The 11,129-nt window shown below is 36.4% G+C and carries 13 protein-coding genes; 3 read left to right on the top strand and 10 right to left on the bottom strand.

Annotated elements, in window-relative coordinates; all coding sequences use genetic code 11:
- Positions 1-168 precede the first annotated feature (168 nt).
- On the bottom strand, positions 169-570 hold the full coding sequence (locus BMY50_RS10950) for an SRPBCC family protein (protein ID WP_093325701.1): 402 nt from the start codon (positions 568-570) through the stop codon (positions 169-171).
- A gap of 8 nt (positions 571-578) precedes the next feature.
- Positions 579-1,229: an orotate phosphoribosyltransferase gene (gene pyrE / locus BMY50_RS10945; RefSeq protein WP_093323960.1), complete on the bottom strand. Its 651-nt coding sequence runs from the start codon at positions 1,227-1,229 to the stop codon at positions 579-581.
- 22 nt (positions 1,230-1,251) lie between these two features.
- Here pyrE and BMY50_RS10940 point away from each other — a divergent pair, with 22 nt between their 5' ends.
- The gene (locus BMY50_RS10940) at positions 1,252-1,842 is read left to right on the top strand and encodes an NUDIX hydrolase (RefSeq protein WP_238383731.1); all 591 of its coding nucleotides are present in this window, start codon (positions 1,252-1,254) and stop codon (positions 1,840-1,842) included.
- Here the strand turns inward: BMY50_RS10940 and coaD are convergent.
- From coaD to BMY50_RS10925, 3 genes are all read right to left on the bottom strand, one after another.
- Positions 1,833-2,300 carry a pantetheine-phosphate adenylyltransferase gene (coaD, locus tag BMY50_RS10935; protein WP_093323954.1) on the bottom strand — a complete coding sequence of 156 codons (468 nt, stop codon included), beginning with the start codon at positions 2,298-2,300 and terminating at the stop codon, positions 1,833-1,835. The two genes, BMY50_RS10940 and coaD, sit on opposite strands and share 10 nt — an antisense overlap.
- 72 nt (positions 2,301-2,372) lie before the next feature.
- Complete coding sequence (locus tag BMY50_RS10930; protein ID WP_093323951.1) at positions 2,373-2,909, bottom strand: RsmD family RNA methyltransferase; 537 nt, start codon at positions 2,907-2,909, stop codon at positions 2,373-2,375.
- On the bottom strand, positions 2,900-3,715 hold the full coding sequence (locus BMY50_RS10925; protein WP_093323949.1) for a DUF3822 family protein: 816 nt from the start codon (positions 3,713-3,715) through the stop codon (positions 2,900-2,902). The genes BMY50_RS10930 and BMY50_RS10925 overlap by 10 nt, the downstream gene beginning before the upstream one ends.
- Before the next feature lie 62 nt (positions 3,716-3,777).
- Here BMY50_RS10925 and BMY50_RS10920 point away from each other — a divergent pair, with 62 nt between their 5' ends.
- Positions 3,778-5,196, top strand: coding sequence for an ATP-dependent DNA helicase (locus BMY50_RS10920; protein WP_093325698.1), 1,419 nt, complete (start codon positions 3,778-3,780; stop codon positions 5,194-5,196).
- A gap of 2 nt (positions 5,197-5,198) precedes the next feature.
- On the opposite strand, the gene murI is transcribed toward BMY50_RS10920, so the two are convergent.
- Positions 5,199-6,023: a glutamate racemase gene (gene murI / locus BMY50_RS10915; protein WP_093323947.1), complete on the bottom strand. Its 825-nt coding sequence runs from the start codon at positions 6,021-6,023 to the stop codon at positions 5,199-5,201.
- A 75-nt stretch (positions 6,024-6,098) separates the two neighbouring features.
- Complete coding sequence (locus BMY50_RS10910; RefSeq protein ID WP_093323945.1) at positions 6,099-7,742, bottom strand: FMN-binding glutamate synthase family protein; 1,644 nt, start codon at positions 7,740-7,742, stop codon at positions 6,099-6,101.
- 217 nt (positions 7,743-7,959) lie between these two features.
- On the opposite strand from BMY50_RS10910, the gene aroQ reads away from it, so the two are divergent.
- Positions 7,960-8,376 (top strand): type II 3-dehydroquinate dehydratase, encoded by a 417-nt coding sequence (gene aroQ / locus BMY50_RS10905; RefSeq protein ID WP_093323943.1) that lies wholly within the window; start codon positions 7,960-7,962, stop codon positions 8,374-8,376.
- On the opposite strand, the gene BMY50_RS10900 is transcribed toward aroQ, so the two are convergent.
- The 3 genes from BMY50_RS10900 to BMY50_RS10890 all read right to left on the bottom strand — a co-directional run bounded on the left by BMY50_RS10900 (position 8,366) and on the right by BMY50_RS10890 (position 11,127).
- A complete protein-coding gene (locus BMY50_RS10900) occupies positions 8,366-9,082 on the bottom strand; it encodes a hypothetical protein (protein WP_093323941.1) in 717 nt (238 codons plus the stop codon). The two genes, aroQ and BMY50_RS10900, sit on opposite strands and share 11 nt — an antisense overlap.
- 153 nt (positions 9,083-9,235) lie before the next feature.
- The gene (locus BMY50_RS10895) at positions 9,236-10,261 is read right to left on the bottom strand and encodes a glycosyltransferase family 2 protein (protein ID WP_093325695.1); all 1,026 of its coding nucleotides are present in this window, start codon (positions 10,259-10,261) and stop codon (positions 9,236-9,238) included.
- Positions 10,258-11,127 (bottom strand): lysophospholipid acyltransferase family protein, encoded by an 870-nt coding sequence (locus BMY50_RS10890; protein ID WP_093323938.1) that lies wholly within the window; start codon positions 11,125-11,127, stop codon positions 10,258-10,260. The genes BMY50_RS10895 and BMY50_RS10890 overlap by 4 nt, the downstream gene beginning before the upstream one ends.
- Positions 11,128-11,129 lie beyond the last annotated feature (2 nt).

The following is an 11,129-nucleotide window of genomic DNA, read 5'->3' as shown; positions in this document are numbered from 1 at the left end:
TATATTGTACTTTTGTGCTGACTAACTGTCTGTTTATTAGTGTTTTGTACTGAAAAAATGACTGAATTAACCATTAACAGATTAATAATCAGTAATTATAAGTTTTTTGGGAATCGCCACGCTCGATAGCTGTCGATATTAGTTCTGTAGGTCAATAACCAAATGAATTTATTGCTCTAGTTCTTCCTTCAATTTTGCTGTTTGGAAGTCTGTGAGTTTTTTTAAAGGCCCACTTGCTACCATCTTCATCATCATGTTTAAATCTGCATTTATTAGGAAGATCACCTCAGAAGTGGAAGTATCCACGGGTTTTAGTCGCCATAACAGTGTAAGGTCAAAAGGGGCCTTTTCTGATGGAACAATTAATACTTCTTCATTTTCTTTGCGTTCTTTAACTTTTAAAGCAAGTTTTGCCATATTCTGTATGGTAAATCTTGCTTCATCTTGCGTAGAAGACCAATTATAAACATTTTCGGGCATAAGTTTCTCATGATTATTACAATCTGCTAGAAACTTATACACTACCTCAATGGGTTGGTTTATTATACTTTTACTCTCGATAGTTGTCATAAAAAGGCTTAAACTGTTTTCGGTTCCCAATTTGCAGGATCTCTTCTCCAATCACGCAAAAGATCTTCTTCTTCGTGATGTATAAAACCGTTCTCAGAAGCATATTTTATTAGCGCGCTATAATTTGATAAGGTGGTATATCTACACTTCGAAGCTTTGAAATTTTCGTCGGCTACATCAAAACCATAACTAAATATCGCTACTAATCCCACTACGTCACAGCCGGCTTCGCGTAATGCTTCCACCGCTTTTAAACTGCTTTTTCCTGTAGAAATAAGATCTTCAATAACAACAACTCGTTGCCCTTCAATTATTTCACCCTCTATCATGTTCTGCCTACCATGATCCTTGGCACTGGAACGTACATACGCAAAGGGTAACCCAAGATCTTGTGCTACGAGCACTCCCTGAGGAATACCTGCGGTGGCAACACCAGCGATCATTCCGATTGATCCGAATTCCTCCTGTATTACTTCAGAAAGCTTCTGACGAATATAAGTTCTTACTGTGGGATGGGATAAAGATATACGATTATCGCAATAAATTGGGGACTTCCATCCTGATGCCCACGTAAAAGGTTTGGAAGGTTGTAATTTAATTGCTTTAATTTGTAATAAAAATTCAGCAACTTTTTGTTCAATCTCACTCTTGTGATTCATGATGCAAATTTATAAAATTTATATGAACGAATCGGTCTTAATTGTAGCCGATTTTATGCCGTCCACCCTTAATGGTTATCAACAAATTGATTTACAGACATTTGATATTGTTGATCTTTATAAGAAATGTAAACAAGTCGATCAAGTAATAAATTATTTACTATTAGTTGAAGATCCAAAAGCCACTCTTAAAGAGATAAAAAAACAAGTAAAAGTGATTCATGCAGCAGGGGGCCTGGTGAAAAATGGAGAAGGGAAATTACTTTTTATCTACCGTTTGGGGAAATGGGACCTTCCAAAAGGAAAAGTTGACCCAGGTGAAAAAAGTAGAACAACCGCCGTGAGAGAAGTTCAAGAAGAGTGTGGTATTAAGGTAGATTACTTAGGTGAAAAGATCATGTCATCTTATCATATTTATGAAATGAAAGGTATAATAGTTCTGAAAAGAACAAAATGGTATGAGATGGCTGTTAATAATACGCCCAAATTAGTACCACAAATTAGTGAAGATATCACACAGGCTAAATGGTTGCGTAAGGATGATCTAGCTAAAGTGCTGAAAAATACCTATCGATTAATAGGAGATGTGCTTGTGAAAACTGGCTACGTGTAACGTAATACCTCATTAGGTACTAAATGCTTAATGTTACCTTTGTTTTTTAAAATATCTCTTACTATTGTTGAACTTATATGGCCATAGCCCGGACTACTTAACAACAGGATCGTTTCTATATCAGGAGCTAGTTGTAAATTGTTTTGTGCTATGGCATTTTCGAAATCAAAATCAGCAGCATTTCGGATCCCCCGTAAAATATATTTCGCTTTTATTTTTTTGCACTGTTCAACTGTTAAGCCTGTATAAGTTCCGACTATAATTTTGGGTCGGTTTTTAAATATTCCCTGTAAAATATCCAAGCGCTGCTCAAGTGTAAAGAAGGGTGTTTTAGAACTATTTAAACCAATTGCAACATGAATTTCATCAAATAACGGTGCAACCCTATTGATTACGTCGAGATGCGCATTGGTTATTGGATCGAATGACCCTGGAAATAAAGCGATTTGTTTTGCCATATAAGATCAATTATGAATTTACTGCAATATATTAGTCAAACATATAGAAAATCGACGTGTATGCAAAATTCGTTACGGCATCGCAAAAATACTAAAAGAGGAATAACCGTATTTGCGCTGCTCAATGAAAAATGTTGATTGATCTAATTTCTTCGTGCTTGGATGTTCCAGCACTAATAATCCACCAGCATTGAGCAATTCATACTGAAAAACAAGCTTGGGGATCTGGGGGAGCTGCGGCAGATCATAGGGTGGATCGGCAAAAATAAAATCGAATTTCTTTTTGCAGCTAGCCAAATATTTCAGCGCATCATATTTAATGACATTTACTTGCTCTAAGTGAAATTTTTTCTTTTGAGAGTCAATATAAGCGCAGCATTTACCAAAACTATCTATCGCTGTAATATTCTTTACCTGTCGCGAAGCTAATTCAAGTGTTATATTGCCCGTTCCACTAAATAAATCAAGTGCTACAATCTCGGTCCAATCAAGCTTATATTGCAAAATATTAAATAGGGCTTCTTTGGCTAAATCAGTGGTAGGCCTTACCGGCAGATTGGAAGGAGGTGTGAGTTTAGTGCCCTTTAATGTCCCGCCAATTATTCGCATAATAAGCCCATTAATATTGGATTATTTACCAAAACCTCCGCATTGGTATAAAGACTTTGATCTAACAATTGAGACGCATCAAAGAAGATTATGTTGGTACTGTATTTTGCCATTCTTTGATAATACTCATGTGTTTTACCGATTTTTCCCGAAATATAGATAATTGTATGAAATAAATCTATTTCCAACTGCTGGCTGATAGCTAATAAAAAATAATTAAACTCATCCGCATTTGTAGTAGGCTGCAGGTTATGATAGACTAATTTTTTGTCTTTGAAATAAGTATACTCGGCAGATCCGTCATTAAAATTAATCGACAAAAAACTGTCTTTGTCGTCAAGAAGTTTGCTGAATGTATCGATTAATATTGCCGACTTCGACCTGATATTATCTATCTGAAAATATCGCTTTAAGCTATTTATTTCCTCATCCGGAATTGTAAATAAGCACTGTATAGACCAGTAGTTTAAGCTATGCGAATATAACTTATGATGTTCCCGATCTAAACATAACATATTTAGGTAATGAATGTCTTGAGAAGGGCTGTATAAATTGTTTGGAACTAGTAAGATATTGTGGTTGTCATAAACAATTTTAACTGTTTTGTAGTTTAGGCTTAAAAGTTGTGTAACACGATCTTCTTCTTGGTTTTTCTGCCATGACAGCAAAAGAAGTAGACAATTATCCTCATCAAGAACGGATAGTTGATTCCACGCTTTACCCCAATGAATCAGTAACTGGTACGCCTCACTTTTCTCAATCGTGAAGTTATCGTCTATAAATTCAATTCGTAATAATTCACTCATCGTAGCAAAAGTAGCCTTTAGAAACGATATTGCAAAAAGCAATTTTTTGCGTAGGTTTGAATGTGGATATTAAGAATACGCTCGCCCAATATTTTCCAGGAATTCCTACCGATCAACAAATAGACGTTTTTAGCGTATTAGCAGATTTTTTAAGTCGGCCTCGTCCGGATACCTTTTTTATTTTAAAGGGATATGCGGGTACGGGTAAAACGACTATCATAAGCACACTTGTAAAAGTTTTGCCCATGTTAAATCTACGTTCTGTTTTGCTAGCCCCGACCGGTAGGGCTGCAAAAGTTATCAGTGGTTATTCAGGTCGAAAGGCTGTTACGATACATAAAAAAATATACAGAAAACGAGTTGCTGGAACCCCAGATCTATCGTTTGTACTTGCAGATAATTTGCATAAAGATTCTTTATTTGTTGTAGATGAGGCGTCTATGATATCTAATGAAAGTATTACATTCGATAAAAAAGGTTTGTTAGACGACTTGATATCTTATGTGCAGGCTGGTGAAAACTGCAGGTTAATGTTCGTGGGCGACGTTGCGCAGCTGCCTCCCGTGGGTCTGAACGAGAGCCCTGCATTAAATGCAGATTACCTAGGGGATTCTTTTGGATATGACGTGTTAAGTTATGAATTGACAGATGTTGTTAGGCAGGAAAAAGATTCGGGAATACTTTCTAATGCCACTTTCATTAGAAAGCAAATCAGATCTGATAAAAAGCCATTAACAATAAAGTTTCCAAAATTAAAGGTCGACGGCTTTAACGACGTGTATAGTATGACGGGTGAGCGATTGATAGAAGGTCTTCATTATGCCTATGATAAATATGGTATAGAAAACACATTGGTAATTTGTAGATCAAATAAAAATGCTAATTTATACAATCAAAACATAAGAAATCGTATACTGTTTCGAGACGAAGAACTAACTGGTGGTGACCATGTGATGGTTGTCCGGAATAATTACTTTTGGGCAGCAGAAGGGGGGGAGCAATCACAGAGTTTTATCGCTAATGGAGATATGGCAGTTGTAAGAAGAGTTAGAAATGTGCATGAACAGCATGGTTTCCGTTTCGCTGATGTAATGTTGAATTTTGTTGATAATGAAGATGCCGAACCATTGTCCTGCCGGGTTTTGTTAGATGTATTATATACAGACGCTCCGAATCTATCTTTAGTAGATCAAAAAAAGCTTTTCGAGTCCGTTATGGTCGATTATGAACATATTTTAAATAGGAAAGATAAATTGGCAGCCATTAAGCTTGATGCTTATTACAATGCACTTCAAATTAAATTTTCAATGGCTGTGACCTGCCATAAAGCGCAAGGTGGACAGTGGGATGCTGTCTTTGTTGATCAAGGATATCTAACGGACGAGATGTTGAACCTCGAATTCCTTCGGTGGTTATATACCGCTTGCACGCGAGCTACAAAGGAATTGTTTCTATTAAACTTTGATAAGAAATTTTTCTAGATTTAGCATGAAGCTAAGTCAACATGCTCCGCTACAATATTAGATCCATAGAAGAGAGCAGCTTTTCCATTGAAATTTTCAGGATTTTCGGTAGTAAAGAAACGTCTAGTTCCGTTTTTTTTACAGCGTACTTCGATTTCATGATGCCTTGTTAGGTAGTCTGTTAGGCTATTAGCTACAATTTTTCCTTGCGCAAGCACTTGTATATCCTTTGATACAAAATCGTTAATGAGCGGGAGTAACAAGGGATAATGTGTACAGGCTAAAATAATGGTGTCGATATCAGGGACTTTTCTTAAAAGCTTGTGAATACTTTGTTGAACAAAGTATCGAGCGCCGTCCGACGCTATTTCATTGTTTTCTACGAGAGGAACCCACATAGGACACGCTTCTTGATATACACGTATATCTGGAAAGAATTTATTAATCTCTATAACATAAGATTCAGAATTCACTGTTCCGGACGTTGCCATAATGCCTACACTTCTGGTTTTGGTATATTGGCCTATAATTTCGGTAGTTGGTCTAATAACTCCAAGTACTTTTCTTGTATTCCCGTACTTTGGAAGATCAATTTGCTGAATCGTTCGCAGTGCTTTTGCAGATGCTGTATTACAGGCAAGAATAACCAGATGACACCCCATGTCAAATAGTTTATTCACACATTGTAACGTATACTTATAAACAGTTTCATAAGACCTTGTGCCGTATGGTACCCGGGCATTATCACCTAGATAAATATAATCGTATTGCGGTAAAACTTTTACTATCTCCTTAAAAACGGTTAATCCGCCATATCCCGAGTCGAAAATACCTATAGGTCCCATATTTATTGTTGCGCAAACTTATATAAATTGCCCTTATTATACAATTGATTGATAATTTTTGTAAGCCTTTCAAAATTAGTTTGTCATAGGCTTTCTTGCCCATTCAAGCTCTTCCCAATTCAAATTATTAAAGTTGGGTGTAAATGAATTAGGGTCACTAATTGTCATGAGCAACTCAAATTGTTTTGCATAAGGTTTCTGTAATAAACAACCTTTGGGGATGTATGGATAACTATCTAAATAAGTAAGAATTTTATCTGCCGATATTCTCCTATGAATATACGCTCTATGAATATCGTCAGGATGTTTGATTCCTGCTGCCGCCATTAATTCTGCTGCACTTTTTATCGTTTGTTTGTGAAAGTTTGCAACTCTTGTCTTTTTGTCTTCGGCTACCAAGCCTCGTACTAGATGGGGGTTTTGCGTGGCTACTCCTGTAGGGCATTTATTCGTATTACACTCCAATGCCTGTATACAACCAAGTGCCATCATCATGCCCCTGGCACTATTACAAATGTCGGCCCCAAGAGCGAAATTCTTTACCAGATCAAAGCCGGTCACAATTTTACCTGAAGCAATGATTTTGATGTGCCTTTTTAAATCAAAACCTGTGAGTGTATCGTACACAAAAGCCAAGGCATCTCTTAGTGGCATGCCAACATGGTTTGAGAATTCTAAAGGAGCTGCTCCAGTGCCGCCTTCTCCACCATCAACCGTTACAAAGTCCGGATAGATTTTGGTTAAAACCATGGCTTTACATATGGCCACAAATTCACTTCGATGGCCTATACATAGTTTAAATCCAATAGGCTTGCCATTTGATAATTGACGCAATTGATCTACAAAAGTTAAAAGCTCTATCGGCGTAGCGAAAGCTCGATGATAAGGCGGCGACTCTACATCTTTTCCCAGTTCAACTAAACGGATTCTCGCAATTTCTTCAGTAACTTTTGCTGCTGGTAATATACCACCGTGCCCAGGTTTTGCACCCTGAGATAGTTTGATCTCAACCATTTTCACTTGTGGCAGTTTAACTTTTTCCTGAAATGCTTCTGGATTAAAATTACCATCAGGGTGCCGACAACCGAAGTAGCCGGTGCCTATTTGCCAAATAATATCTCCACCACCCATAAGGTGATAGTCACTTAAGCCACCCTCACCTGTGTTGTGAGCGAAATTTCCTAGTTTGGCTCCCATATTCAATGCCATAATAGCGTTTTTGCTTAACGCACCGTAACTCATGGCAGAAATATTAAAAGCACTGGCAGAATAGGGTTGTGTGCAGTAAGGACCCCCAACAATTACTCGAGGTGCCTCATTTGCAGCATTGAAGTGTAAAGCATTGATACTATGATTTAACCATTCGTAGTTGTTGTCATACACATTCAATTGAGTGCCGAATGGAGTAGTATCCATTTCTTGTTTTGCACGTTGGTAGATAACATTGCGATGGATTCGATTAAATGGCCTTCCGTCTGTATCACTTTCAATAAAATATTGCTGTATTTTCGGCCGTAATCCCTCCATAACGTATCGTAGTCTTCCAAAAACGGGGAAATTTCTTCGAATGGCACGTTTAGACTGGAATATATCATAGAGGCCGAGAATTATGAGCGCAAGAATAACCGGTAGCGACCAATATATTGGCGGCCACCAAAAACCTGTAATAACTATTCCGATGAGTACTAGTAACGAAATAGCAATGAATACATTTTTCATCCGTATATAATTTATTTTTGTCGCTGATGAAGCTATCGATCTATATTCGCGTTCCTCTGTGAGAGGCAAAGATCAAGATGATTTCATCTTGTTAAACTATTTGTCAATCGTTTTAGATCTTAGTCTATCACGCAGCTTGCTTAGTTAATGTTTTTATTGACCGTGAAAATACTATCTTTGTGATTACAATTACAAGTTAGTATAAAATATTTACTTAATGAAGATATTCATTCTTAATGGTCCTAATTTAAATTTATTAGGGATACGAGAGCCATCCATTTATGGTAGTAAAGGATTTAGCGATTACTTTGAAGAGTTAATAAAATCGTTTCCTTCCATTGAGCTTAATTATTTTCAAAGTAATCATGAAGGAGAACTTATTGATAAGCTCCATGAAGTTGGCTTTTCTTGTGACGGTATCGTATTAAATGCAGGAGCATATACACATACTTCGGTAGCAATTGGAGATGCCATTTCGGCTATAAATACGCCAGTTGTTGAAGTGCATATTTCGAATGTATACGCGAGGGAGAGCTTTAGGCATCATTCATTCTTAGCCAAGAATTGTAAAGGAGTTATTTGCGGTTTTGGTTTTGATAGTTATCGACTGGCTATTCAGAGCTTTATTTCTTAAGGTACATCTTACTCCATATTTCGTAAATGGGTTCGCCTTTAGAGCTTAAACCACTATGTTGCCATTGGCCATTTACTAGCTTACCTTTAAAAGCCAAACTTGCGCCAACACGTTGATTATCGCGGGAAAAAAATTTAATATGCTCCGTATAGGTATCGTCAACAAAAGTGTATGTCCCGCCTCCAGTTCCAGAGAATTCTCCTGTTTTAATATTTATGGCTATCCATTGAAATCGGTTACCAGTTAATATTTTGAGCGTTCTCCGATCTCTTAGGGGCATTTCATTCATTTTTCCTTCCACCTTTCTGGAAGTAATACGCCAAACACCCGAAAGAGGGTTGTTATTATCATCCGTTTTTTTCCAGGTCTGTTCTTTGCTGCCGATTTTTGCAAATAGTTTATTACCACTTATTTTGATATTAAATATGTGTTCCGACTGGACATCTGAGCTGTCATTTGCATTAAATTCAACGCTAATTATTAATTTATCTGCTTGAATTTTATACGGACCGCCCCATGTATTGATAAATTTTTTATTTTTTATGTCAAATGTCGAATATGATAAGTAACTGTCTACTAAAACGAGTGTATGTTGTATATCTCCTTCTTCAAAAAGCCATGCACCTTCAATTTCTTGTTTGGTTTGCGCCAAAGATGATTGATGAAAAAAAGCAATTAGACAGAGGAATAGGGTTATAGTTTTCATGTTACTAATCTGTTATTTGATTGATGTTTATTTTGGTTTTATCGGCAATGCTTATTGATAACTAGTATGTAACATTCGGCAGTATTGTTGTTGAAACATTTCTGCCTGAATATAGCATTAACAATTATCGGATAGTTTTGTTTGGCAATATTGCTAAGAGAAGCGGTTAGCGGCTAGCTGACTAAATTTCTTTTTTCCTTTAACAAAATAAAACCAGATGATGCTTCCCTGATAGATATTAGAAATAGATTTTATTTTTTTAATTTGTTTGCGTTTACGGACAGTTTTATTAAAATTCCTGAAAAAATGGATATGTGCTTTACTGATTGCTATTGCATCTTTTCTTTTACCTTGAAATAAGAAATGTAGAAGAGCCAAAAAATCTAACCAAAAGCGGATAAAAATTGTGAATAAGGAACGCCAAAATGGGAGATTTTTTTGGAGCATAAATAAGTTGTTCCTAAAATTTAAATATGTTTTAAAAGGGTTTTCCTTATTTAATGTGCCTCCTCCGACATGATAAACAACTGATTGGCCACAGTACCATATTTTATAACCTATGGCCTTTAACCTCCAGCATAAATCAATCTCCTCCATATGAGCGAAAAAATCTTTATCAAATCCTTGCACTTTTTTCCATGCTTCGGCTTTTATACATAATGCGGCACCACTTGCCCAGAAAATCTCTCTTGAATTGTTATACTGACCGTGGTCTGTTTCTATAGTGTCTAAAATCCTTCCTGCACAGAACGGGTATCCTAGCTTATCTATAAATCCCCCCGCAGCACCTGCATGTTCAAATTCACTTTTTTGATGATAAGCGCATATTTTCGGTTGACAGGCAGCTATTGATGGGTTTTTTTCCATTAATGTTATTAGCGGTTCTACCCAATTATCCGTCACTTCAACATCAGAATTTAATAAAATAAAATAATCCGCTTCCAGATTTTTAAGCACCTCATTATATCCACCGGCAAAACCCAAATTCGTACCAGTTTCGATCACCTTAATAAAAGGGTATTTTTCTTGAAGAAAAGATATGGAATCGTCAGTAGAGCCATTGTCTCCAATAACAATTTCAAGATTTGGATACGTGTTTGAACATACAGACGGCAAAAAACTTTCTAAATACTTTCTCCCGTTCCAGTTTAAAATAACGATAGCAATTTTTTTGATCATGTAATAGGCTTGTGTTTCCAACGGCGATGAGACCATAACCATAGTTCAGGTTTCTGGTAAATTATATTTTCTAAAAATTTAACATGAGAACTTGTTATCTCATGTGTTGCAGTGGCTTTAGAGTTGTCAAACAATGTAGTAAAGGTGCATTCGTAGTAACCTCTTCGTATTCTATCAATATGACAATATACCACAGGAAAATTTGTACTTTGGGCAATTTTCTCCACTCCTTGAAACATCAGAGTTTCCTGCCCTAGAAAAGGGGTAAAGTAATTGGATTCAGATCTTGCCGGTGTTTGATCTGAAAGAAACATGCTGATGTGCGGTTTGTCTCTGTAAGATAATATCTGTCGAAAGGTTTGTTTCATAGGTACCATAAACGCTCCAAATCGTGTACGTATCTCATTAAATATTTTTTCAAACCCTTTATTAGTTAAAGGTTTATAGATAATGAGGACTGGGTTATCGGTCATTAAGGATAGGCGATGAATGCCGAGTTCCCAATTGCCATAATGACCCGTGATACCCATAACTGGTCGGTTAGCATTCAAATGGATATATACTTCTTCCGGATTGTTTAGTTTAATTCTCTTTTTTACTTCCTCGGCGCTGATACTCTTCATCTTTATCGTTTCCAAAATCATGTCTGCTAAAAATATATAGAATTTTTTAGCAATTAATTCCCGTTCTTTTTTTTGTTTGTTTGGAAAAGCGGCAAGCAGATTTTCTCTAACAACCTGTTTTCGATAGCCAATAATATAGTAGAGTGTTACAAAGAGTATGTTACTCAAAAAATATAAACACCAAAAAGGTAGCAAGGAGATAAGTAATATGGAAAAAGATACTATACGGTTACTTAAATTCATGT

This window comes from Olivibacter domesticus (assembly GCF_900109575.1).
Lineage (GTDB): Bacteria > Bacteroidota > Bacteroidia > Sphingobacteriales > Sphingobacteriaceae > Olivibacter > Olivibacter domesticus.
The sequence above is the reverse complement of the archived record's forward strand: the minus strand, read 5'-3'. Positions and strand labels throughout refer to the sequence as shown.

Bases quoted from the DNA above. Each gene is read 5' to 3' on its own strand.
- BMY50_RS10950 (WP_093325701.1), bottom strand. From the start codon at position 570: ATGACAACTATCGAGAGTAAAAGTATAATAAACCAACCCATTGAGGTA.
- pyrE (WP_093323960.1), bottom strand. From the start codon at position 1,229: ATGAATCACAAGAGTGAGATTGAACAAAAAGTTGCTGAATTTTTATTA.
- BMY50_RS10940 (WP_238383731.1), top strand. From the start codon at position 1,252: ATGAACGAATCGGTCTTAATTGTAGCCGATTTTATGCCGTCCACCCTT.
- coaD (WP_093323954.1), bottom strand. From the start codon at position 2,300: ATGGCAAAACAAATCGCTTTATTTCCAGGGTCATTCGATCCAATAACC.
- BMY50_RS10930 (WP_093323951.1), bottom strand. From the start codon at position 2,909: ATGCGAATAATTGGCGGGACATTAAAGGGCACTAAACTCACACCTCCT.
- BMY50_RS10925 (WP_093323949.1), bottom strand. From the start codon at position 3,715: ATGAGTGAATTATTACGAATTGAATTTATAGACGATAACTTCACGATT.
- murI (WP_093323947.1), bottom strand. From the start codon at position 6,023: ATGGGACCTATAGGTATTTTCGACTCGGGATATGGCGGATTAACCGTT.
- BMY50_RS10910 (WP_093323945.1), bottom strand. From the start codon at position 7,742: ATGAAAAATGTATTCATTGCTATTTCGTTACTAGTACTCATCGGAATA.
- aroQ (WP_093323943.1), top strand. From the start codon at position 7,960: ATGAAGATATTCATTCTTAATGGTCCTAATTTAAATTTATTAGGGATA.
- BMY50_RS10900 (WP_093323941.1), bottom strand. From the start codon at position 9,082: ATGAAAACTATAACCCTATTCCTCTGTCTAATTGCTTTTTTTCATCAA.
- BMY50_RS10895 (WP_093325695.1), bottom strand. From the start codon at position 10,261: ATGATCAAAAAAATTGCTATCGTTATTTTAAACTGGAACGGGAGAAAG.
- BMY50_RS10890 (WP_093323938.1), bottom strand. From the start codon at position 11,127: ATGAATTTAAGTAACCGTATAGTATCTTTTTCCATATTACTTATCTCC.